The organism is Mycobacterium sp. NTMscope_Eco_3 (assembly GCF_976985685.1).
The window spans coordinates 1,318,592-1,342,476 of the sequence record NZ_CDRJYZ010000001.1 but is presented as its reverse complement, the minus strand read 5'-3'; the positions used below and the strand labels follow the sequence as shown (position 1 = coordinate 1,342,476).

The following is a 23,885-nucleotide window of genomic DNA, read 5'->3' as shown; positions in this document are numbered from 1 at the left end:
CCGGCCCGATGCGACTCGATAAATGGGCGCTTCGCTTCGCAGTGAGGCCGTCAATAGCCGTTGGTGGTCCGTGCCATCTTTCGATCGGGGCAATATTTTCGGCGAAATGTGGTTATGCCAAATGAACCTTCGTCCCCGTGAGCTCGGCAACGCGTTCGTTCGGGATGTTGACACTTGGACAGATACCCTATGGGGGTATATTGTTGATTGAAACGGCTTTCGACGTGAAAGGAGCCGACATGAGCACCGTCACAGTCAGGGTTGCGGGAATGACCTGCGCCCATTGCGCATCCTCAGTACATGATGAGGTCGGCAGCATCGCCGGCGTCACCGCAGTCGACGTCGATTTGTCAACTGGCAAGGTCACCGTGGAGAGCGACAACCCAGTCGACAACGACGCGCTCAAGGCCGCCGTCGAAGAGGCCGGATACCAGCTCGCCGGCTGAAGCAAACCCTCAACTGTGTGCGACCCCCGTCGAACGGTCCGCCGGCCCCGCTAGCAGGCCGGGCCCCTAAAGGAGAGCATTGTGCGTCCCGTCATCGAGACAACACCCAACGGCCACGTCGAGCTGCTGATCGACGGCATGACCTGCGCGTCGTGCGCGGCCCGAATTGAGAAGAAGCTCAACAAGCTTGACGGCGTCACCGCGACGGTCAACTACGCAACGGAAAGGGCCAGCGTGGCCTACGTCGGAGATGTCTCGGCCGATCAGTTGGTGGCCGCTGTCGCGGATGCCGGCTACTCGGCGGCGCTTCCCCAGCCCAAGGCGACCGATGGCGACCTGAACGAGCAGCCCGACGACCCCACCGCGTCGCTACGGCAGCGGCTCCTGGTTTCGCTGGTGCTGACCGTGCCGGTGATCGTGATGGCCATGGTCCCGCCGCTCCAGTTCACCAATTGGCAATGGCTCTCGCTGACGCTGGCGGCTCCAGTGGTCGTGTGGGGGGCATGGCCGTTCCATCGGGCCGCGTGGGCCAACCTGCGGCACGGCACCGCCACCATGGACACGCTGATCTCGATGGGCACGCTCGCCGCGTTGGGCTGGTCCGTCTATGCGCTGTTCTGGGGCACCGCCGGAATGCCTGGGATGAGGCACGCGTTCGAGTTCACCGTCACACGCACCGATGGCACCGGGAACATCTATCTCGAGGCCGCCGCCGGTGTCACAACCTTCATCCTGGCTGGCCGGTTCTTCGAGGCCCGAGCCAAGCGGAGGGCCGGCGCCGCGCTGCGTGCGTTGCTCGACCTTGGCGCCAAGGACGTCGCGGTGCGCAAAGGCGGTGTGGAGCAACGCATTCCGATTGAACAACTGGCGGTCGGCGACGAGTTTGTGGTGCGGCCTGGGGAGAAAATCGCCACCGACGGCGTCGTCGTCGAGGGTGCTTCGGCGGTGGATGCATCGATGCTGACCGGCGAATCGGTGCCGGTGGAGGTTCGGCCCGACGACCACGTCATCGGGGCCACCGTCAATGTCGGCGGCCGACTAGTGGTGCGGGCCAACCGGATCGGCTCCGACACCCAGCTGGCGCAGATGGCCAGGCTGGTCGAGGATGCGCAAACCGGAAAGGCGAACGCGCAGCGGCTGGCCGACAAGATCTCGGCCATCTTCGTGCCGATAGTCATCGTGTTGTCGGTAGCGACGCTGGGATTGTGGATGGTCGTCGGCGGGTCGATCGGCGCGGCGTTCACGGCCGCCGTCGCAGTATTGATCATCGCCTGCCCCTGCGCACTAGGCCTGGCCACGCCGACCGCTCTGATGGTCGGCACCGGCCGCGGCGCCCAACTCGGCATCCTCATCAAGGGTCCCGAGGTGCTGGAATCGACGCGACGCATCGACACCATCGTCCTCGACAAGACCGGCACGGTAACCGCTGGCGCGATGACCCTGACCGATGTGATCACCGACGACGGCGAACAGCCCGATCAGGTGCTCCGGGTAGCCGGCGCGCTGGAGGCTGCCTCCGAGCATCCCATCGCCACCGCGATCGCCAAAGCGGCACGCGAGAAGCTCGGCGAACTTCCGGCCGTCGAGGAATTCACCAACCTCGAGGGGCTCGGTGTCCAAGGTGTGGTCGATGGCCACGCGGTGATGGTGGGCCGCGAACGGCTGCTGGCGGACTGGTCGCAGCACCTGCCGGAGAAGCTCGCTGAGTCCATGCACGCGGCCGAGTCGCATGGTAAAACCGCCGTCGCGGTCGGCTGGGATGGCAGGCCACGCGGCGTGCTCGTGGTGGCCGACGCGGTCAAACCGACGTCGGCCGAGGCCATCAGCCAACTACGCGCGCTTGGATTGACGCCGATCATGCTCACCGGCGACAACCAGGCCGCCGCTGACACGGTCGCCCGTCAGGTCGGCATCGACCACGTGATCGCGGAGGTGCTGCCCCAGGACAAGGTCGATACCATCAAGCGGCTGCAGACCGATGGCAAGGTGGTGGCCATGGTCGGCGATGGCGTCAACGACGCTGCCGCGCTGGCCCGGGCCGACCTCGGACTGGCGATGGGTACCGGCACCGATGTCGCCATCGAGGCCAGTGACCTCACCCTGGTCCGCGGCGACTTGCGCGCGGTGCCGGATGCGATCCGGCTATCGCGCAAGACGTTGGCCACGATCAAGGGAAACCTGTTCTGGGCCTTCGCCTACAACGTCGCCGCGCTGCCACTCGCCGCCGCCGGGCTGCTCAATCCGATGCTGGCCGGCGCCGCGATGGCGCTCTCCTCGGGGTTCGTCGTCAGTAACAGCTTGCGGCTTCGCCGGTTTCAGCCGGGCATCCGGTGATCCCGCGGGCGTCTTGACAGTTACAGCGAGGCCAGCAGCTTCTGCATGGTGTCGATCTCCTGCTGTTGGCTGGCGATGATCGAGCGGGCCATCGCCGTCGCCGCAGGATATCCACCGGAATTGACCTCGTCCTGGGCCATGGCGATCGCGCCCCGATGATGTTGGATCATCTGCGTCAAGAACAGCCTGCTGGCCTCCACGCCCTGAGCATTCTTTAGCGCAGCCATGTCCTCGTCGGACATCCCGGTCATACCCGGCATCGTGCTCTGAGTGGGCATCATGCTCTGGCTGGGCATCATCGTCTGGCTCGGCGTCCCCCACTGACCCAACCAAGTCCGCATTTGTTCAATCTCTGGCCCTTGAGCTGCCTTGATCTGATTCGCCAGATCTACGACACGGGAATCGATCCCTTGCTTGCCCAACACAATGTCGCTCATCTCAACGGCCTGCTGATGATGCGGAATCATGTGCTGTGCGAACACGACATCAGCCTGCTTATGGCCGTCCGGGGCCGACGCTGACGTCGGTGCGCCCTTTGTGGCGCCTGCCTGGTCAGTGTGGGAGTTACTACATGCGCCGACGCCGACCAGCGCCGCTAACGCCGCGACAGCCGCCGTCAGAGTCCTGATTCTCATCACAACAAGCCCTTTCCTCGGTTCGAGGGCCGGTTCCCTTGGCGGCCCTTGGCGGTGCTTTGACTTCTGGACCGCTGCACGACAGCTACAAGTCTGCCCGCAGCCGCTGTGGCTCAATCAGACGCTTCCACCAACCCGATAGAGACCGTACCCGGTCACGATCCCGATGACCCTCCTGAGGAATGGTCGTATTGCTACCGCATCCCGATAGCACCAGTGGACCGGCATATACCGAGTCGCGGCGGCGGACGGCATTCTCGTTCAGCGAATCACTCCGGCTGTGCCGCCAATGGCAGTGGGGGGCATCGACACCCCACAACCCATCATGGCTGTGCGGCGCCTCGAAGGCGGCTGGACGCGATTTCTCAGACGAGGCGCCAAACCCTTTGTGAGTTCTTGTGTCATGTGCAAGTAACCTGTATCAACAATTTCGCTGTATTCGTTAACGTTGGGTCACACCTGCAAACGTGTGAGGCCGATCCCTCAGCAGTCGGGACGGTCTCATTAGGTCGCCTTTCTTCGCGGTACCGGCACTGCCCGAAGGATTGCGATTTGTTTGCTGTGCGGCTGGCTACCCCCATACGACGCGCACCGGAGCCGTCGATGCCCTCGCGGCCATGAGAGCGATCGGAGGAGAACGTGGACTTCGCAGTACTACCGCCGGAGGTTAACTCCGCGCGGATGTACGCCGGTCCGGGGTCGGGACCCATGCTGGCCGCCGCCATGGCCTGGGACGAATTGGCCGCCGCGCTGCAGTCGACGGCGGGCTCCTACCAGGCGGAGATCACCGCCCTCACCTCCGGCCCGTGGGTCGGCCCGTCAGCTGCGGCCATGACCGCGGCGATCGCCCCCTATCTGGAGTGGATGCGGACCACCGGCGCCCAGGCCGAAGAAACCGCCACCAAGGCCCGGGCCGCGGCGTTCGCCTACGAGACGGCCTTCGCCCAGACGGTGCCGCCCCCCGTGATCACGGCGAACCGCACCCTGCTGGCGTCCCTCGTCGCGACGAACTTCCTCGGGCAGAACACGCCGGCGATCGCCACCACCGAGACCGAGTATGCGGAGATGTGGGCGCGTGACACCGCGGCGATGTTCGGCTACGCGGGTTCCACGGCGTCGGCGACCACGCTGACACCGTTTGCCCAGCCGGATCAGACCACCAACCCCGGGGCCGACCAATCCGGAGCCGTAGCCCAGGCCACCGGCACCGCCGCCGGGAGCACACGCAACGCGGTTGCCCAGCAATCACTCTCAGCCGTCCCCAACATGCTGACCAGAGCCGCAGTGGGGCCAAATGCCGTCGACCCGTCGGTGACGGACGTGCTGGGCGTGGAGAGCGATTTGATCACGGTCTTTCTCAACGGGCCGGCGAGCCTCTCGGGACTCGGCATAGCAGCACCCTCGGGTACGGTTGCGCTTCCCTTCAACATCGCCGGCGCGCTGACCGGTTTCCACACCGATGACATCGTCAGCGGCTGGGCCGGGGTGCAGTCCTTCCCGGGGATGGGCGCGGTGCCGCCATCGCCATTCCCGGTCATCACCAACCCGGCGGGCGGATTCGGATTGGCGTCAGCGGGGCTCGGTGAGGCCAACACCGTCGGCGGCCTGTCGGTACCGCCCGGGTGGACGGCCGCCGCCCCGGCGATACGGCCGGCCGCTTTGGCGTTGCCGGCGACCAGCGCCGGCGCCGCCGCTGAAGCCGCTGCCGCAGCCGCCCCCAGCGGCACCAGGAGGCTGTTCGGCGAGATGGCGGTGGCGAGCATGGCCGGGCGCGCGATGGCCGGCACGAGCGCGATGGGTCGGGAGCGAAGCCGGCCCGACACCGCAAAGGCCCCGCGCGACCCGAACAAGAAGGACAAGGCAAACGCCCCAGCAATCGCCCCGCAAGTTTCGCCGGTCGGAGCGATCAACATCGCTGCCGAGCTGCGCGAGCTGGCATCGCTACGCGACGCCGGAATCCTGACACAGCAGGAATTCGACGAACAGAGAGTGCGCCTGCTGCCAACCTGATCCAGGCCCATGCCGTGTGTTCGTAACCCGGCGCTTAATCCCTCGCGAAGGGTTGAGCGACGTGTGCTTGCGCGAGGTGTGACGGCTGCCCGCGGGTTGTCGCAGCCGTTCGTCTCACTGCGTCGTGTGAGCTCCACCTGGCAGCGGATGTATTCATGCGTGCAGCGATCAAGAGCGAACAAGTCGTGCGATTGCGGCGGACGCTTCGGCCAATTTCGCGTGGGCCTGGTCGCCGCCCTCCGCGGCGGCGCGGGTCAGGCAGTGGTCAAGGTGCTCGTCGAGCAGATTCAGCGCAACTGACCGTAAGGCGCTGCTGGCGGCGCTGATCTGGGTGAGAACGTCGATGCAATACTTGTCGTCCTCGATCATCTTCGCGATGCCGCGGACTTGGCCCTCGATGCGGCGCAGTCGCTTGGCGTAGTTGTCCTTCTGCGCCGAATATCCGAGTGGGGTTGTCATCTATCCTCCCAGCGTCGTGGTCATCGGGGACCCGCGCCTACTGCGTGGTGACGAGGGTCAGCCATCGCAATGGCGTCGGTGTCGTGGAAGCGGTGCCAGGATCGCGGAAATGCGAGTGCTGATGGGCCTCATTATGGCACGTAGCATGCCGTATCGCGCCCGACGGGCGTTCGCCCGTTAGAGGGCGCACCGGGACCGGTGCCCGATTCCGGCTCGTGTGGCCCCGCACGTCAGGGGCAACGTTCTGTCAGCCGCATGGCTATTACGGTGAGTGCGGGACCCTCTCGACACCGACACGCGAAGTTGGAGCCGCACTACCCTTTGCGGGTACGGGGTACAGACCGTATCGTCGTTGGTGTGGACTTTCCCCTGCCTTCGTTCGGGCCTTCGGCCGACCCCCACCGGCGGCTGACGGGGTATCGATCACGGACAGGTCTCGGCCGGGCGTCGACTCGATTTGGAGCGGGAATGGCCGCGACCGGCGGTGCTACGGTCGGGGTGTTATGAGATTGGCCAGCGCTAGCGGAACGCCACGGCTGCGGTATGCGGTGGCGGTGGGGGCTGCGGCGTGGTTGGCGATGTGGGGGGTGCTGATCGGCGCCCACAGCATCATGGGGCATCCCCAGTCTTCGCTAGCCCATCCAGCGCACGCGTTGGTGGCTTCGCTGGGTGGCGAGTTCACCGTTAATGTCGATCATCCGCATGTGGGCAAGGGGTCCTCGGGCGGCCATCATGAGCAGTTCACCACAGCGGTGCTGCCCCGCTCGGGTGCCGCGCTGGTGACGCTGGCGGTGTTGGGTGCGGTGCTGGCCGTGGCCCTGACCGCTGGGCCGGTCCGGTTTGGGCTGCCCGCCGGGCGGGGCCCGCCCCGTACCCCGGCTTTTTCTGTTACCGGTCAAGACGTCTTGACCCGGTTCTGCCTGTCTCGTCGCTGACTGGTCAGCGCCAGGCCGTTTCTGCCCTTTGCGGCGGCGGCCGGCGATCGTTGACCCCTATCACCATGTGCCGCGCCCCGATATTCGCGGCTCCCGCGTGAAAGCGACGAATCCCATGGCTGAAATTCTGCCTTTCGACAACACAGGCGTTCATCCCGTTGCGGCACTGAAGGTCATCAAGCCGCGGGACTGCGCACCCCCCGCCCCCGCCACCTCCCGGCGACCCGCCGCCCTGGTGGGCAACACGCCCCTGCTGCGGATCTCGGCCCCGCTGACCCCACCCGATCGCGGGTTTTGGGCCAAGTTGGAGGGGTTCAACCCCGGCGGCAGCATGAAAGACCGCCCCGCCCTGCACATGGTCGAAGCCGCCCGCGCCCGCGGCGAACTCACACCCGGAGCCCGCATCGTGGATTCCACCAGCGGCAGCCTGGGATTGGGCCTGGCGCTGGCCGGCCAGGCCTACGGGCATCCGGTCACCGTGGTCACCGACACCGGCATGGAACCCATCGTGCGCCACATGCTGGCCGCCTACGGCGCCCAGATCGACCTGGTCACCGAACCCCACCCGATCGGGGGCTGGCAACAAGCCCGCAAAGACCGCGTCGCCCAAGTCCTGGCCGCCGAGCCGGGGGCCTGGTGCCCCGACCAATACAGCAACCCCGACAACATCACCGGCTACCAGTCGCTGGGGTTGGAGCTCATGGACCAGCTCGGAAACGTCGATGTGCTGGTCTGCTCGGTGGGCACCGGCGGACACTCCGCCGGTGTGGCGCGGGTGCTGCGCCGATTCAACCCCGACATGAAACTGATCGGGGTCGACACCATCGGCTCGACGATTTTCGGCCAACCGGCCACCACCCGGCTCATGCGCGGGCTGGGCTCCAGCATCCACCCGGCCAACATCGACTACCCCGCCTTCAACGAAGTCCACTGGGTGGCCCCGGCCGAAGCCGTCTGGGCGGCTCGCACTTTGGCGGCCAGCCAGTTCGCCAGCGGCGGCTGGAGCGTGGGGGCCGTGGCGCTGGTCGCCGGTTGGGCCGCACGCACATATCCCAAAGACACCCGGATTGCCGCGGTGTTTCCCGACGGACCGCAACGCTACTTCGACACCATCTACAACGACGATTACTGCCACCAACACCAACTCCTGGGCTGGCAACCCACTCCCCACCCCACCACCCTCATCGACCCCAACCAACACGTCATCACCTCCTGGACCCGCACCACCACCATCACCAACCCCACACTGCTGCGCGGGGCAGTACCGATCCGGAAGGCGGCTGCGGGGATACAGGGAGGAAATGGCTCAGTCGAGGTGAAGATTCCTGCATAGCCCCGCTGCACGAATTGCACGAGCAGGAACCCCATTGGGTCACTGCACTGGATCAAAAATACGAGAGGACGTAATACAGTAATGGTTTCTGCAGCAACAGGCAGCCAACCGGTACAGCAGATTCTGGACCGCGAGGACGTTGCACTGCGCGTGCTAACACGCAGCGATATCGCCGACATTGCGATCAGTCCCAGTGAGGTAATGGAGCTGGTCAGGGGCGCTTATCTGCGAGTGGCCGATGGTTCATCTCGGGCGCCGGCCAAAATCATGATGCGCTCGCCGTACCGGGATTCGGCTGCCTATGCGATGCCCGGCTATGACGGCGGTTCACAAATCACGGCGTTTAAAGATTATTATATGCAAAACGACGACGGGAAAAAAGAATACATCACCATTACGCTCTACGACGATAAGGCGGGTTTGCCGATAGCGTTTATGGACTGCTTCCGAGTGACCGCGCTACGAACGGCCGCCAACACCGCGCTGATCGCGGGCGCATGCGCACCGCCGGGGGCTCGCACCGCGCTGGTGACCGGTTCGGGCGCTCAAGGCCGATACACCTTTCCGTTCCTGTGGACTGCTCTGCCGGACTTGGATCGGCTGCTGTTGTTCGGCACCCATCCGGATGGCATCGCCGCCGTGCGCGCGTATGTCCGCGAGCAGCACCCCGACCGAGACATCGAAGTCGTCACCGACCCCGAGAAAGCCGCCAACGAAGCCGATGTTCTGGTCGCGACGTCGGCTGGCCCGGCCACTGAGGTCAAGTTCCGCACCAGCTGGCTCAAGCCAGGGGCGCTGTTCGTCTCGGTCAACGGGACCGGCGTGCACTCGTCCTCGCTGCGCGACGCCGACTACGCCGTCGCGACGAGCGCGGGCCAACTGGCGGTGACGGGCACCCGCTTCGCCGACGAGAACGGCTCGTTACGCTTGGACGCCGAGCTTCCCGACATCCTCGCCGGACAAGCACCGGGCAGGCGAGACAAGGATGACCGGGTCTTCGTTTTCAATAGCGGCATGGCCATCACCGACATCCCCGTGGCGCACGAACTGGCCGCCCAAGCGATCGCTCGTGGACGCGGACAGGAAATCAGGCTGTGGAGCTAGCACAGATGCCCTTGTCGCTGCCGGCGGTCGCGCCGGAATGGTTCCGCGAAGTCATAGCTGATCGTTCGTTGGTAGCCGATATGGCTCATGCGGTCGGAGGCCCGTTTCACGTGCTGTTCGCGCCGCAGTTCGCCCGAAACCTGAAGGCGTTTACCGATGTGCTCGACTCGGCGGGCGTGGAAGGGCAAGTATTTTTCGCCAAGAAAGCCAACAAGGCGGGGTGCTGGTTGCGCGTCTGCGCGCAGGTCGGCGCAGGTGTCGATGCAGCCAGCGCCCCGGAATTGGTTCATGCGCTTAGTTGCGGTGTGCGCGGTTCAGACATCGTGGTCACCGGGCCCGCCAAAAGCGAACATCTGCTCTGGCTAGCTGCCCGCCACGGTTGCTTGATCGCAGTGGACGCCCTCGACGAGCTCGACAGGGTTATCGCGCTGGTCCATCGCGGCGAGAGCGTCCGGATCTTGTTGCGGGTGCTTCCGGAGGTGAACCCGCAGAGCAGATTTGGTCTGGACCCCACAGAATTGGATGCCGCGCTACAACAATGCGCCAGGCAGCGGTCGCGTGTGTCCATGGAAGGATTCTCGTTTCACCTCAACGGATACGAGGTCGCGCCACGGGCGCAGCTGGCGGCCCAGCTGGTTGACCGTGTCGTTGAGGCACGTGCGCAAGGGCTGGCGGCAACGTCCATTTCTATCGGCGGCGGATTCGCAGTGAGCTATCTCGACGGCGAGACGTGGGACCGGTTCTTGCGCGACAGCACCGAAAGCGACTTTCACGCCGGCAAGACGTTCACCCACTTCTACCCCTATCATCAGGAGCCGACCGGGGCCGACATGTTGGCCGCAATCCTCGCCAGCGAGGACACCCGCGGCCAAGGCACCGTCGGCGACCGGTTCGCCACGACGGGAACCAAGCTCCTGCTCGAGCCCGGCCGCGCGTTGCTCAACGGGACAGGGTTCACCGTTTTTCCCGTGCAGGGATTCAAGCGGCGCGGCGACTACGGGATCATCACCGTTCTCGGGCTGAGCATGAGCTTGTCGGAGCAGTGGAAATCCAGCGAGTTCCTCCCAGATCCGACGCTGTGGCCGCAAGAAAGCTCGGACGAGCTGCAGTCGACGGGCCCGGTCCGATGCTGCGTCGGCGGGGCTAGCTGCCTGGACTATGACATGCTGACCTGGCGAAAAGTGGAGCTACCGCGGCAGCCGCGTTATGGTGACCTGCTGATCTACCCCAACACCGCTGGCTACCAGATGGACAAGAACGAATCCGAGTTCCATGGACTCCCCTTGCCGCCGAAACTCGAGGTGACTTGTGACGACGAGGGCCGGTTTCGCTGGCGCCCCGACCAGAACGGTGATCGCTTGTGAGCCAGGCGCCCGTGGGTGAAAACCGCCGGGTGCGGCTTGCTCCCCTGATGCGCACCGGCCGGCAGCTCACCGCTTTGGCGGCACCCATCGCGGGTGTGCAATTCGCCCAAGTTGCTTTGACCACCACCGATTTGGCCATGATGGGACTGATCGGGGTGCAAGCCATCGCCGCCGGTGGGCTAGCCGCGATCCTATACAACCTGATGCGCACCATGTGCGTCGGTGTAGTCACCGCGGTGGGAAACCTGGTCGCCACTGCAGCCGCTCAAGGGGAGGCACGTTCCGGAAGCGACCGCCCAGACACCAAGGCGCACACGGAGATCCGCCAGATCAACCGATCTGCCTTCTTGGTGGCCACCGTGACGGCTGTCCTTCTCGGCGGCGCGCTGATCGCCTTAGGCTATGTATTGCCCGTTTTCGGGGTGGACAAAGACGTGCTGGCCCTCGCGCGCCCCATGATGATTGCCTTAGCTCCAGGGCTGCTTCCGATGGTGTGGCTGAATGTGTTGCGGCAGTTCTCCGTTGGTATGCGCCGCCCCGGTCCTCTGTTGGCGGTCAGCATCGCCTCCATCGCACTGAACGCGGCGCTGGATTTGGTGTTCATCTACGGGCTGCTGGGCCTCCCCCGGCTGGGCTTGGCGGGCATCGGACTGGCAACGACGCTGGTGCAGGTACTCACCGTTGCGGCGTTCTATTTCATCCTGCGCCGCGACAATCACCTCGCCCCGCTGCTGTCGGTCGACGGCTGGAATGCCGACGCTGGAATGGCCCGCCACATTCTGCGGTTGGGAGTGCCTATTTCTTTGACGTACGGCTCGGAAGCCGGGATCACGTCGCTCGCCGCCGTGGTGATGGGAACCTTCGGTCCGATCGTGCTGGCCGCGCACAATGTGGTGACTCAGCTGACCCGCATCGCCTTCCAAATCAGCATCGGCTTATCCCATGGATCATCCATCCTCATCAGCCGTGCGACCGGCAAAGGTGATAAAGGGCAGGCCGAGCAGATAGCGGTCGTCGCGCTTCTTCTTGGGGTAACTAGCACAGTGGCGCTCGGACTGCTCTACGTGGTAGCACCCTACTGGGTTTTACGGCCATTTTTAGACCCCGCCGATTCGGCCACTATGGTGATCGCCAAATTCTTCCTCTTCTTCGCGATAATCCAGCAAATCGTGGACTTCACCCAAAACATCGCCGTGGGACTGCTGCGGGGCATCGGCAACACCAAAGCCGGATTGCGAGCAACCACGATCGGGTATTGGTTGGTTGGCCTGCCCGCCATGTTGCTCCTGGCGTTCCCGGCGCAATTGCATGGGGCCGGAGTGTGGATCGGGCTCAGCACTGGCTTCGCCGCGACGGCGGCGCTGCTGCTGCGACGGTTCCGTAAGGATCTGCCGCAAGCAGTCTGACCGGCGTCTGCGTTTTGATAGCGGGGGTTGACGTATAGGGTGCGGTCAGTGGGTTTTGTGGCGCGGTTCCGCGGGTTCGACAAGCCCAGCCGGATTCTGCTGATCAATCAGTTCGGCATCAACGTCGGTTTCTACATGCTGATGCCCTATCTGGCCGGCTACCTGGCCGGCCCGCTCGCGCTGGCGGCGTGGGCTGTCGGGCTGGTCCTGGGTACCAGGGATTTCTCTGAGCTGGGCATGTTCATCGTGGGGGGCACGTTGGCCGATCGGCTGGGCTACAAGTGGCTGATCGTGGCCGGATGTCTACTGCGCACCGGTGGGTTCGCGTTACTGGTGGCGGGCCAGTCCTTGCCCGCCGTGTTGATCGCCGCCGCGGCTACCGGTTTCGCCGGTGCATTGTTCAACCCAGCGATTCGCGCGTATCTGGCCGCCGACGTCGGCGTCCGCCGTGTCGAGGCGTTCGCGATGTTCAATATTTTCAATCACGCCGGCATCTTGCTCGGCCCAATTGTTGGACTTGTCCTGATGGCCATGGACTTTCGGGTCGCCGCGGCCGGCGCGGCGGTCGTCTTCGCCGTCCTCACAGTCGTGCAACTACTGGCGTTGCCTCGCCGCCGCGCCGACCCAGCGCCGGAGAAGACCTCGATATTGCAAGATTGGCGGGTCGTCGTCGCTAATCGCTCTTTCCTGTTGTTCGCCGCGGCGATGACCGGTTCCTACGTGCTGTCGTTTCAGATCAATCTCGCACTGCCGTTGCAGGCGTCGATGCTAGCGCCAGGATCTCATTCATTACTAGTCGCAGCGCTTTTCGCCGTTTCAGGGCTCACCGCGGTCGGTGGACAACTGCGCATCACCCGCTGGTTCGCCAAGAGGTGGGGAACCAGACGCAGTTTGGCTGTTGGCCTGACCATAATGGCAGCGTCGTTCCTGCCGTTGATGGTCGTCCCAGACCGCGAACGCTTCGGCGTTCTTCCGGCGATCGCGGCGCTTCTGATGTCTGCGGGCCTGCTGGCCATCGGCTCGGCCGCAGTCTTCCCGTTCGAGATGGACATTGTGGTCTCGCTGGGCGGCCGACTGGTCGCCACCCATTACGGCTTGTACAACACCATCATCGGGGCCGGAATCCTCGTCGGTAATTTGGCCACGGGCGCGGTCATGGGATCCGCACGACAAATGGGCCTGGGCGAACTGGCATGGGCAGGACTGATTCTCGTCGGAATCGTCGCCGCTGTGGCCTTACACCGCCTGGACCGGACCCACCGCCTGCAGCCCGCCCACTCTGAAGTCTTCTTAACCTGAGCGGCCGGCTGTTGGTGGGCCGCAGCACCGTTCGCCGCCTACACACAGTCAGGGCGATGCGTAGGCGATCACGTCCTCCACGCGATCTTTATCTCCAGTGAGGCCAACTGCACGCAGCTGCCGGGTGTGTCCATAAGGGGCGTCAGCGGTCATAAACCATCAACCCGCCGGTAGCAATCAGTGCCGTCGCGGCTACCTGAGCCCGGGCGCCCAGAGGCTTTCCCGCTGCGTGGATGTGCATTGGTCGGCGAAGGCAAACCGGACGGGCGCTGGTCGGGCCCCACCACCTTGCAGTACCCGTCGGCACGAGATTGGAACGGGGGCCGTTGGGAGCCAACAAGGTTGGCCGTGGCCGGTTTTGTGGCGCTTCCGCGCTTTCGACGAGGCCGCCAGCCGAGAGTGGATTAGCCGTCCCCCGCCCCGGCACGGCCCTGAGTTCGGCACGACGGTCTAAGTGGCGCGCGGCCGGAAGTATTGACCACGATACCCTACGGGGGTAGTGTCGACTACATCGAAAGATGTTGGTCTGACGCCACTGTATCCGTCGGCTACACGTGTGGTGCTTCTGCTCAACTCGACGGCCTTGAGGCACACCGAGTTGAGCATGCGGCGACAAATCACCGGTCGGCCAGGTTGACTCAAGTGATTATCCAGGTGCTGGTTTGCGCTGCTATCGCTATCGGCTCCGTCGGGGAAGCCGCACTGGCCAGTGCCGACCCGAGTCCGTTCGGCACCCTCAGCTGTAGCTGCCAAGACATAGCTCCAGCGGGCAGCCCAGCCCTAGGGGAAGAGACAGATCGGGGGATCCGGGAAGGTTTGTCTGCCTGGCTGCCAGGACATCGCGTCGAGCCAATGGAATAAGCGCCGCCTACGGTCGGCTTTCATGCTGCATTCTTTTCGTTGGTAACTGCTGTGATCCTCGATCAATCTCCTTGTCAACGAGCGGAGCTGTAGGTCAATACCCCTGATGCAGACCGCAACTCGCACGTGTAGCAGCGCAAAACGACGCGCGGTCGTATCAACCACGCTTTGCGCGCGGCCGCCAGGCGCCGATAAGACCAACTCCGTCAGCCACTAGTGACGGTGCTCCCGCCGTGATCAGAGGCGATGGCCCACCGACTTTTGTCGCGAAAGCCAATTGCACAGCGTCGTCATCAGCTACTAATGCCGGCAGCGCCAAAGAGTTAGTAGTCGAATACTGCTCTCGTGCAGGCGCTTTCGCTTAGTCGCCGAACCATCGGACGACTCGTCGGGCCGAGCGCCAGCTACACGGGTCTTCGTCTCAGGTTCGTGTCATACATGACATCCATATGACATCTCAACTGAGAATGTGACACCGAAGCTGAGAACCTACAACAGGGCGATCAAGGATGCGGCGCACCCACCCCAAACCTGCCATTGACCAATGTCACCATTTGGTGTTGACTGCGTTGTATGACGGACGGCGTTCCGGCTCGCGGCTCGTTGCGATCCCGCGGCGCGGCGGCGGTAAGCGCGTACACCCTTCGGCCGATCACCAGCGTGATCCCGCCCGAGCGGGCATGGGGTCTGTGGCTCTCGCGCCAGATCATCGCCAGGATCATGGGAACCTTCGGCCCCTCGCTGGCGGGCACTCGTGTCGAACCGGTCGACACCAGGCTGCCCGACGGGCGCCGCATCAAGGGCGAATGGGTCTACGGGCCGCGCACGCCCACCAGCGAAACCGAGCGCTCATCGACAACCGCGGGAGCCATCTACTACGTGCACGGCAGCGGGTACGCCGTGTGTTCGCCAAAGACGCACCGGCGGTTGACATCCTGGCTTTCGTCCTTGACCGGACTTCCCGTGTTCTGCGTGGACTACCGACTGGCACCGCGTCACCGCTTCCCCACCGCGGCCGACGACGTCCGCGCGGGCTGGGACTGGCTGGTGAACACCTGCGGCGTGCCACCGAAACAGATTGTGATCGCCGGAGATTCGGCGGGCGGCCACCTGTCCGTCGACCTGCTGCTGCAACCCGACGTCTCCGCCAACCATCCTGCGGCACAAGTGTTGTTCTCTCCCCTGTATGACCTCACGTTCGAACTGGCGCTCGCCCGGGAACGGATACGCCCCGACCCCGCCACCAGCGCCGCGAACGCGGTGCGGTTGGTCGGCCTTTACCACAGCGGCGTCGAACTCACGCATCAGCGGCTGACACTCGACGTTGCGGGCGGCCCCGCGCTTCCGCCCACGCTGATCCAGGCCGGCGGCGCCGAGATGCTGCAAGAGGATGCGCGCCAACTCGCCGACGACATCCAAACGGCCGGGGGCCGATGCGAACTGCAGATTTGGCCCCACCAGGTGCACGTCTTCCAAGCGTTGCCACGCATGACCCCGGAGGCCGCCAAAGCCATGGCCTACGTAGCGCGATTCATCGCCCACGCCCTGCAGGATGCCCGCACCCCGGCCGAGGAGGCCCACTGACGATGTTGGACAGAATCCTCAACCGGTCGAAAATCAGCCACGCCGCCTCGGCGGTGGTGACGGGCGCCGGAAGCGGCATCGGCGCAGCCTTCGCCGTCGAACTCGGCCGTCGCGGTGGCGCGGTCGTGTGCAGTGACATCGACCAGACCGCGGCCCAACGCACGGCCGACACGATCGCCGAGCACGGCGGAAAAGCGATAGCAATCCGTTGCGACGTATCGCGATTCGACGAGGTGCAGGCGCTGGCCGAACAATCGCAGGACTGGTTCGCAGCGGCACCCACGTTGGTGATCAACAATGCCGGCGTCGGTGCCGGCGGCGCCGCGATCGGCGATGCGCCGCTGGATGATTGGTCATGGACGTTGGGGATCAACCTCTGGGGCCCCATTCACGGCTGCCATGTGTTCACCCCGATCCTGCGCGACGCCGAGTCCCGTGCGCCCCGGGGCATCATCAATGTCGCCTCCGCGGCGGCATTCGGCGCCGCCCCGGGTATGGCCGCCTATAACGTCAGCAAGGCCGGCGTCCTCTCGTTGTCCGAGACGCTGGCCGCCGAACTGGCCGGAACACCAGTGCGAGTCACCGTGCTGTGCCCGACCTTCGTCAAGACCAACATTCTCGAGTCCGGCCGCATCAGCGAACAATCCAGCGAACTCGCCGCGAAATTGATGCGCTGGACCGGATTGTCCGCGGAGAAGGTCGCGCGGACCTGCCTCGACGCACACGACCGCGGCGAGCTGTACTGCATGCCGCAGTTCGACGCCAAGGTCGGCTGGAACATCAAACGTTTGGCCCCGCAGGCCTATACGCGTACGGCCGGCCTGCTCTCCCGCATCAACTTGCCCTGAACGCCCGACTGGAAAGGACCTTCCCGGTGGCCATAGACATGGAAGCCATGCTCGCCAAGATCAAAGACCGGCAGTGGGCACTCGCCGACATCGATTGGGACGCGCCCGGCGCCGACATGATCAGTGACGAACAGCGGCCCCAGCTCAAGGCGTTCATGGCCGACCTGTGCTGGATCGAAAACATCGGCGCCAGGGGCTTCGCGGCGCTCGCGAAGAAGGCACCCACGGCGACCATCGCCGAGATCTACCGCTACTTCCACGCCGAGGAACAGCGCCACGCCAACGCCGAACTGGCGCTGATGAAGCGCTGGGGCATGCTCGAGGATGGTGAGATTCCCGAGCCGAACGTGAACATCCGGCTGGCCATCGACTGGCTGGACCGCTGGGCCGACGACATGCCGTTGTCTCTGCTCGGCACCGTCATCCCGATGCTCGAAGTCGCGCTGGACGGCGCCCTGTTGAAATTCCTCCTCGACGAGGTGCACGACCCCGTTTGTCACCAGGTTTTCGAGAAGATCAACAATGACGAATCACGCCATCTGGTCGTCGATTTCGAGGTTCTCGACATGATCGGGCACGCGAAGATCCGGCGGCTGCTGATCGACTTCATCGGTCACAATGCCACTCCGGGTCTCATCATCGGCGCGATCATGGGTGCACCGCTGATCAACAGGATCCGCAACGAGATCACCGCGATGGGTCTGGAGCCCGAGCGGCTTTACCGGGCCGTGAAGCGATTCAGGGAGCTTGGCGACCGCGGCGAACGCACCAAGCGGGTGCCGACTTATCGGTTCCTGAGGCGCTACGCCGGCGTGGTCACAAATCCCCGCCACCCGTACCACCTGCTGGCGAATTCGATGGTGTGGCTTTCCGACCGATATCCGCGGCCCCTGCTGCCGTCGGTACCGACTTGGGTCAGCGAACTCACCCACGAGCCGGCGGCATGAGCATGGCGAACAACAACGGTGCCCATGCGGCGCTGATCATCGGGGCCGGCTTCACCGGACTAGGCGCGGCGATTCGATTGGCCGAAGCCGGAGTCGACGACATCGTGATACTGGAGCGTGCGGACCGGGTCGGCGGAACCTGGCGCGACACAACGTATCCCGGTGCCAGTTGCGACGTCCCCTCACTGCTGTACTCGTACTCGTTCGTCAAGAACCCGACCTGGTCGCGGACCTACTCCCCCGCCCCGGAAATCTATCGCCACCTCGAGGACATGGCGGACCGATTCAACATTCGCGGCCGCATAAAGTTCGGCCACGACGTGAAGGACCTGTCCTTCGACGAGGAAGCCGGCGTCTGGACCGCCACCACCAAGAACCGCAAGAAGTTTCGCGCACGCACCGTGGTGCTGGCCTCCGGCCCCCTGTCCGACGTCAGCTTCCCCGACATCCGCGGCCTGGACAGCTACCGCGGGCACAAGATCCACAGCGCCCGCTGGGATCATGACTACGACTTCGCGGGCAAGCGCGTCGCGGTCATCGGCACCGGCGCCAGCGCCATCCAGATCATCCCCGAGCTGGTCAAGAAGGCCGAATTCGTCAAGGTCTTCCAGCGCACGCCGTGCTGGGTGCTGCCGCGCTTGGACGTCGCCACCCCACCGTCCGTGCAAGCCTTGTTCGCCAAAGTCCCTGCCACCCAACAGCTTGCGCGCCAGGCCCTCTACTGGGGCCACGAAGCCAGCGCGACGGCGCTGGTGTGGGACACGCCGCTGACGTCGCTGGTGGCCCGGCTCGGGCGGGCGCACCTGCGCGCTCAGGTGAAGGATCCGTGGCTGCGCCGCCAGCTGACACCCGACTTCCGGCCGGGGTGTAAGCGCATGCTGGTCTCCAGCGATTACTACCCCGCGCTGCAGCGCGACAACTGCAAGCTCATCGACTGGCCGATCGCCACGTTGAGCCCGGCCGGCATCCGCACCAGTGACGGCATCGAGCACCACCTGGATTGCATCGTGTTCGCCACCGGCTACGACGTGCATCTGACCGGTCCGCCGTTTCCGGTCACCGGGCTCGGCGGGCGCTCGCTGGCCGCCGAATGGGCCGATGGCGCACAGGCTTACAAGAGCATCAACGTGCACGGCTATCCAAACCTGTTCGTGATGACCGGCCCCAACTCCGGGCCGGGGCACAACTCGCTGCTGGTCTACATCGAGGGCCAGCTGGACTACGTGGTCCGCGGCATCACCACCATCCTCAACGACGACCTGCGCTACCTCGATGTGCGCGAACAGGTCCAACGTCGCCACAACGAGGATCTCCAGCGCCGGCTGACCAAGACGACCTGGATGTCAGGTTGCCGCAGTTGGTACCTCACCAAGGACGGATTCAACGGGTCGATGTATCCCGGCTTCGCCACGCAGTATCTTCGCCAGATGAGGGATTTCCGGTACGAGGACTATCAGGCGGTGGCGCACGCCCGGGCACACGCGACCCGGTCCGCCTGAGATGCCGGACTGACATGGCAACCGAGCGCGCGTCGCGGCCCGAGCCCGGCACCATCGCGGGCGTGCTGCACAACGTGCGGCGCGCGCCGAAACGCGTGCGGCGCCAATCGCGGGAATATCGCCAGCTCATCGAGGGCGCGGTGTCGCAGCTCTTCGACGCGGCGGTCCGTCACCCGCACGGCGGCGCGAACTCCGGTGAGTACCGAATCGACGACCTGGCGCGGTTGGCGGGCACCACGACTCGCAATATCCGCGTCTACCGCGACCGCGGGCTGCTGCCCCCGCCGCTGCGCGTCGGGCGGATCGCGTTGTTCAACGACACCCACCTGACCCGGTTGCGGCTGATCACCTCGATGCTTGACCGCGGCTACACCATTGCGCACGTACGAGAAATGCTCAGCGCGTGGGAGGAAGGCAAAAACCTCGGCGACGTGCTGGGCCTCGAAACCGCCATCGCGGGCCCGTGGACCACCGAGAAGCCGGAAACCCTGCCGCTGGCCGACGCCCAGCGACTCGTCGACGACCCGCACGCGTTCGAGCGCCTGGTCGCCCTTCAGCTGATCCGGATCGACGGGCCGCAAGCCACCCTCACCCGGCCGAAGCTCATCGAAGCGTTCAACGAGATCCGCGGCTACGGCGTCGAATTCGACAAGCTCATTGACCTGCACGAGCAGATCGTGCCCGAGATCGACAAGATCAGCGACATGCTGGTGCGCGCCGGGGCCGAGCACGTGCTGGACCGCATCAAGCCCGGCGAGCCGCTGCCGGCCGATGCCGAGATCGCCGAGCTGATCACCATGCTGGTGCGCTTCCGGACTCAAGCGGTGGCGACGGTCACCGCCACGCTCGCGTCCTCGATCGAATCCAATATCGAGTCGCTCGTGAGCCGCATTTTGGCGGACTATCTCGCCGAATCGAGCTCTTCGGCCTGAGCGGCGGTGGCTTTCGGGAATGTCCTCGGCCGCCTCATGCCGTGAGCGCGCGACCTAACAGTGGAGCGCTAAAAAGGGACGACAGTGCAGGTTGGGCACGTGAAAGTGCCCGTGCAGGCCGCTGCCGTGGGGAAAGTGAGCGCCAGCATGACGGCAACAATGACTTTCGACTTGAGACCAGACACGAATACTCCATCCCGTTGAAGTTGGGACAGATGTTAAACGCAACACCGCGAAAAAACTTGAGAATGACGGATATTCGCTGTCAACCCTTTAGTGGACATTGAGATTTGGTGGGCCACGGGGCGGGAATTACCCACTGAACTGTGCATAACCGTATTCAGGGCCCACTCGGTGTCAGCGTTCCTTTCGTTTGAAGCACTTTGCTGGCGTTGATCTACTCGGTCCTTCGCGTTCTCGCGCTCGAGGTAAACGCCGCTTGGGCTCGTCGAATTCCTCGCCTATGGACGCGCAACCAGATAGGGCGCGAGCGTGGACAACTTCTCGCATGTCTCCTCGAATTCGCGCTCGGGCGTGGACTCTTCGATGATGCCGGCTCCGGCCCGTAGCCAGGTCCTACCGTCACGCTCGTAGGCCGCGCGCAGCGTCAGCGCCGCGTCGAGCGCACCGTCGGCTGAAATCATCACGACCGCACCCGAATACAGACCGCGAGGTCCTTCGTCGAGGCGCATGATCGCTTCGACACCGCCGGCTTTCGGGATGCCCGAGGCGGTGACCGCCGGGAACAGCGCTTCGAGCGCGTCCATCCGGTCGTTCGACGTGCCCAGGCGCCCGCTGACCGTGGACCCGAGGTGCTGCACGCTCCCCCGTTCCCGCACCGTCATGAAATCGGTGACGACCGCGGTGCCGGGTTCGGCGATCTCGGTCATCTCCTGCAACGAACTTCGCACCGAAATCGCATGCTCGACAATCTCTTTGGAGTTCGACTCCAGGTCATCGCGCGCCTCGCGGTCACGCGCCTCGCCGCGACCGAGCGCGCGGGTTCCCGCCAGTGGCTCGGTCACCACGACGCCGTCGCGACGGACCGCCGCGACCAGTTCAGGGCTGTAGCCGACGGCACGAATTCCACCCAGCCGCAACAGAAACGACCGCACCGGGGTGTTGTGCCGGCGCGCCAGCCGGTAGGTGGACGGGAAGTCGAGCGCGAAGGGCACTTCGAGAGAACGGGAAAGGATCACCTTGTGGTAGCGGCCCGCCGCGATCTCCGCCACGGCCGACGCCACCCGATCGCGGTAGTCCGAGGGGTCGGCGATGACGTCGACCGCCGAGGCGTCACGCAGACCGGGCACGCCGTCGCCGATCACACCCAGCACGTCGTCGCGGTGGTCGGCCGACGCGTCGAACAGACGGATTGCCTCCCGGGACACCGCGATGCGGCCCCGCGGCCAAAACACCCGGGCCAGCGGGGTTCCCGGCGCCAGGCGCTGCTGCAGCCCGTAGCGATAGACCCCGAATTCGAAGGCGATCCAACCGAAGAGTTGGTCTGTTTCCAGCAACAGCCGGTCGATGGCCTCGCCCAGCACCGGCCCGGGCCTACCCGACCACTGTTGGCGCTGCGTCACGCCGTCGCGGATCACCCGCAGCTCGTCGCTGTCCAGCTCGACCATGGCGTGCACACCGGTGGCCAGCACCCATTCCCCGCCGCGCTCGTAGAGTAGGTATTCTTCCCCGACGCGCTCAGACAACACCACGGCCAGCTCGGCCGCCAGGTCCGCCGGATCGATATGGGCGGGAAGCGGGATCGATGGCGACGCAGAACCGGCGGAACTTGTCTCGACGCTGACCTCGGTCACGGTTAGTAAATGTAGCCTAACCTATGTAGCTGTGCGCAACCGATCCCATCGAGTTGCCCCCGGATGGGCGCGTTCGGCTAAAACTCTCTCGGAGTTGAAGCCCCGTCCGGCCCGAGACTACCCGCGGGAATGCGTCGAGCCGTCGCCGTGGCCGCTCCGTTCGCGCAGCTAGGCGACGGTGGCGCCGACTTCCGAGCCGGGCCCCGCCGACCAGTTGTGAGGCTCGCCACTTCGAACGTTTCCCCACCGTTTACGTCGTTGTCGCGCAACACACGGCTCTGGCCGCGAGACTCGTCCTAGTGCCGCTGCCCGTCCGCCTGACTTGGCTGGATTGGAGGCTGGATTGGAGGAACAACGTGTTCAGCATTCGCCTCTTCAGCGGCGAGGAAGTCCAGGCAAGCGAAGGCGACGAACTCGAAATCAACCAACAGACCGGTGTGCTCTCGGTTTCCCGCGTCGACGGCTTCGAAGAAATCACGACGCACTACTCGCCATCGGCCTGGGCGTCGGTGACCCACCGGAAAAAAGGGCGCCGCGATCAGACCCTCGCTCAAGTCGTCGACCGGCTGACCCCAATTTGACTGCACAATAAACGCACAGCACTTTCACACCAATCTCACGGTAGATGGGACGCCGGCGCGCGGAAGGTGTGGCGTCCCCAAAACCGCTCTGAGCAGCGTGTTTTCGGTGCGGCCCCGTCTGGCGGGCCCGCGGTTCCCGCTGAGCTTTCGAGTGGCAGGCCCGCGGCCTCGGGGATAAGTTTTTGGCGGTCGTCGGGATGTTTCGTGGTTGCCCCGCGTTGCGGACGGTGCTTCCCCTGATCACGGGTCTACTCAACGGAGGCATCGATGCTGCACGAGTTTTGGCACAACTTCACCCACAACCTGTTCAAACCGCTCCTGCTGTTCTTCTACTTCGGCTTTCTGATCCCGATCCTGAAGGTGCGCTTCGAATTCCCGTACGTCATCTATCAGGGGTTGACCATGTACCTGCTGCTGGCCATCGGATGGCACGGCGGCGAAGAGCTCGCGAAGATCAGCGCCTCCAGCGTCGGCGCCATCGTCGGATTCATGGTCCTGGGCTTCGTATTGAACTGTGCCATCGGCGGTTTGGCCTACGTGGGGCTCGGCCGCCTGCGATCACTTCGGAAGGTCGACCGCGCGACGATCGCGGGGTATTACGGGTCGGACTCGGCCGGGACCTTCGCCACCTGTGTGGCCGTGCTGGCCGCCGTGAACATCGCCTTCAACGCTTACATGCCGGTGATGCTCGCCGTGATGGAGATTCCGGGCTGCCTGGTCGCGCTGTACTTCGTGGCCCGACTGCGCCACCGAGGCATGGACTCCGCCGGGTACATGCCCGACGAGCCCGGCTACACACCGCCCGTCAAGGTCGGGGTCGGTCCCGGCAGCGCCGCGCGACCCCAGCGGGGCCAGAGCCTCGAGACGCAGGAAGCGGGCCTCGAGCACCAGCTGGAGGATTGGGAGCCCGAGCAGAGCGCGGAGCGCGTCAAGGCCAAGCGGATGCCGATCTTGTCCCGCGAGCTGTTTCAGGAAGTGTTCCTCAATCCCGGGCTGGTCCTGCTGATGGGCGGCATCATCATCGGTCTGGTCAGCGGGCTGCAGGGCCAGAAGGTCGTCGCCGACGACGACAAGTTCTTCGTGCTGGCGTTCCAGGGCGTGCTGTGCCTGTTCCTGCTCGAGATGGGCATGACCGCGTCGCGCAAACTGAAAGACCTGCGCACGGCGGGCCCCGGATTCATCGTCTTCGGTCTCGTGGCGCCGAATATCTTTGCGACACTGGGCATCTTCGTCGCCTGCAGCTACGCCTCGCTGACCCACACCGACTTCAAGACGGGTACCTATGTGCTGTTCGCGGTCCTGTGCGGCGCGGCGTCCTACATCGCGGTCCCGGCGGTGCAGCGCCTCGCCATCCCCGAGGCGAGCCCGACGTTGCCGTTGGCCGCCTCACTGGGTCTGACGTTCTCCTACAACGTCACCGTCGGAATCCCGCTCTACATCGAGATCGCCCGGGTCTTCGAGCAGTGGTTCGGGGTCTGATCGCGTCGGCCGGGC

Annotated in this window: 18 protein-coding genes and 1 pseudogene; 16 read left to right on the top strand and 3 right to left on the bottom strand. The window is 64.8% G+C overall.

The window, feature by feature from the left end; genetic code table 11:
* Nucleotides 1-239: 239 nt before the first annotated feature.
* On the top strand, nt 240-446 hold the full coding sequence (locus AC0KTM_RS06280) for a heavy-metal-associated domain-containing protein (protein WP_014711838.1): 207 nt from the start codon (nt 240-242) through the stop codon (nt 444-446).
* 81 nt (nt 447-527) lie between these two features.
* Nucleotides 528-2,780, top strand: coding sequence for a heavy metal translocating P-type ATPase (locus tag AC0KTM_RS06275; protein ID WP_472415185.1), 2,253 nt, complete (start codon nt 528-530; stop codon nt 2,778-2,780).
* 20 nt (nt 2,781-2,800) lie between these two features.
* Here AC0KTM_RS06275 and AC0KTM_RS06270 read toward each other — a convergent pair whose 3' ends face one another.
* Nucleotides 2,801-3,415 (bottom strand): DUF305 domain-containing protein, encoded by a 615-nt coding sequence (locus AC0KTM_RS06270; RefSeq protein ID WP_472415183.1) that lies wholly within the window; start codon nt 3,413-3,415, stop codon nt 2,801-2,803.
* Nucleotides 3,416-4,054: 639 nt separating this feature from the next.
* Between AC0KTM_RS06270 and AC0KTM_RS06265 the strand changes: the two genes are divergently transcribed.
* The gene (locus tag AC0KTM_RS06265; protein ID WP_472415181.1) at nt 4,055-5,425 is read left to right on the top strand and encodes a PPE family protein, SVP subgroup; all 1,371 of its coding nucleotides are present in this window, start codon (nt 4,055-4,057) and stop codon (nt 5,423-5,425) included.
* A gap of 168 nt (nt 5,426-5,593) precedes the next feature.
* On the opposite strand, the gene ricR is transcribed toward AC0KTM_RS06265, so the two are convergent.
* On the bottom strand, nt 5,594-5,884 hold the full coding sequence (gene ricR, locus AC0KTM_RS06260; RefSeq protein ID WP_008257501.1) for a copper-sensing transcriptional repressor RicR: 291 nt from the start codon (nt 5,882-5,884) through the stop codon (nt 5,594-5,596).
* Between the two features lie 503 nt (nt 5,885-6,387).
* On the opposite strand from ricR, the gene lpqS reads away from it, so the two are divergent.
* The 11 genes from lpqS to AC0KTM_RS06205 all read left to right on the top strand — a co-directional run bounded on the left by lpqS (nt 6,388) and on the right by AC0KTM_RS06205 (nt 19,996).
* Entirely contained in the window at nt 6,388-6,819 is a 432-nt protein-coding gene (gene lpqS, locus AC0KTM_RS06255) for a putative copper homeostasis (lipo)protein LpqS (RefSeq protein WP_472415179.1), read from the top strand.
* Nucleotides 6,820-6,934: 115 nt separating this feature from the next.
* Entirely contained in the window at nt 6,935-8,152 is a 1,218-nt protein-coding gene (locus AC0KTM_RS06250; protein WP_225330564.1) for a PLP-dependent cysteine synthase family protein, read from the top strand.
* Between the two features lie 81 nt (nt 8,153-8,233).
* The gene (locus tag AC0KTM_RS06245; RefSeq protein ID WP_225330563.1) at nt 8,234-9,256 is read left to right on the top strand and encodes an ornithine cyclodeaminase; all 1,023 of its coding nucleotides are present in this window, start codon (nt 8,234-8,236) and stop codon (nt 9,254-9,256) included.
* An 80-nt stretch (nt 9,257-9,336) separates the two neighbouring features.
* Nucleotides 9,337-10,620, top strand: coding sequence for an alanine racemase (locus AC0KTM_RS06240; RefSeq protein WP_225330567.1), 1,284 nt, complete (start codon nt 9,337-9,339; stop codon nt 10,618-10,620).
* Nucleotides 10,617-12,026, top strand: coding sequence for an MATE family efflux transporter (locus tag AC0KTM_RS06235; protein WP_238957624.1), 1,410 nt, complete (start codon nt 10,617-10,619; stop codon nt 12,024-12,026). Before AC0KTM_RS06240 ends, AC0KTM_RS06235 begins: the two co-directional genes overlap by 4 nt.
* 48 nt (nt 12,027-12,074) lie before the next feature.
* Nucleotides 12,075-13,325: an MFS transporter gene (locus tag AC0KTM_RS06230; RefSeq protein ID WP_472415177.1), complete on the top strand. Its 1,251-nt coding sequence runs from the start codon at nt 12,075-12,077 to the stop codon at nt 13,323-13,325.
* A 1,434-nt stretch (nt 13,326-14,759) separates the two neighbouring features.
* Nucleotides 14,760-15,770, top strand: coding sequence for an alpha/beta hydrolase (locus AC0KTM_RS06225; RefSeq protein WP_225327163.1), 1,011 nt, complete (start codon nt 14,760-14,762; stop codon nt 15,768-15,770).
* A gap of 2 nt (nt 15,771-15,772) precedes the next feature.
* Complete coding sequence (locus tag AC0KTM_RS06220; protein WP_225327162.1) at nt 15,773-16,618, top strand: SDR family NAD(P)-dependent oxidoreductase; 846 nt, start codon at nt 15,773-15,775, stop codon at nt 16,616-16,618.
* 26 nt (nt 16,619-16,644) lie between these two features.
* Complete coding sequence (locus AC0KTM_RS06215; RefSeq protein WP_225327161.1) at nt 16,645-17,565, top strand: ferritin-like domain-containing protein; 921 nt, start codon at nt 16,645-16,647, stop codon at nt 17,563-17,565.
* The gene (locus tag AC0KTM_RS06210; RefSeq protein WP_472415175.1) at nt 17,562-19,064 is read left to right on the top strand and encodes a flavin-containing monooxygenase; all 1,503 of its coding nucleotides are present in this window, start codon (nt 17,562-17,564) and stop codon (nt 19,062-19,064) included. Before AC0KTM_RS06215 ends, AC0KTM_RS06210 begins: the two co-directional genes overlap by 4 nt.
* Before the next feature lie 14 nt (nt 19,065-19,078).
* On the top strand, nt 19,079-19,996 hold the full coding sequence (locus AC0KTM_RS06205; protein ID WP_225327159.1) for a MerR family transcriptional regulator: 918 nt from the start codon (nt 19,079-19,081) through the stop codon (nt 19,994-19,996).
* Between the two features lie 461 nt (nt 19,997-20,457).
* On the opposite strand, the gene AC0KTM_RS06200 is transcribed toward AC0KTM_RS06205, so the two are convergent.
* Nucleotides 20,458-21,810 carry a salicylate synthase gene (locus tag AC0KTM_RS06200; protein WP_225327158.1) on the bottom strand — a complete coding sequence of 451 codons (1,353 nt, stop codon included), beginning with the start codon at nt 21,808-21,810 and terminating at the stop codon, nt 20,458-20,460.
* Between the two features lie 356 nt (nt 21,811-22,166).
* Here AC0KTM_RS06200 and AC0KTM_RS06195 point away from each other — a divergent pair.
* Together AC0KTM_RS06195 and AC0KTM_RS06190 are read left to right on the top strand one after the other, a co-directional pair.
* A pseudogene (locus AC0KTM_RS06195) lies at nt 22,167-22,380 on the top strand (hypothetical protein).
* A gap of 278 nt (nt 22,381-22,658) precedes the next feature.
* Nucleotides 22,659-23,870, top strand: coding sequence for a sodium-dependent bicarbonate transport family permease (locus AC0KTM_RS06190; protein WP_472415173.1), 1,212 nt, complete (start codon nt 22,659-22,661; stop codon nt 23,868-23,870).
* Nucleotides 23,871-23,885 lie beyond the last annotated feature (15 nt).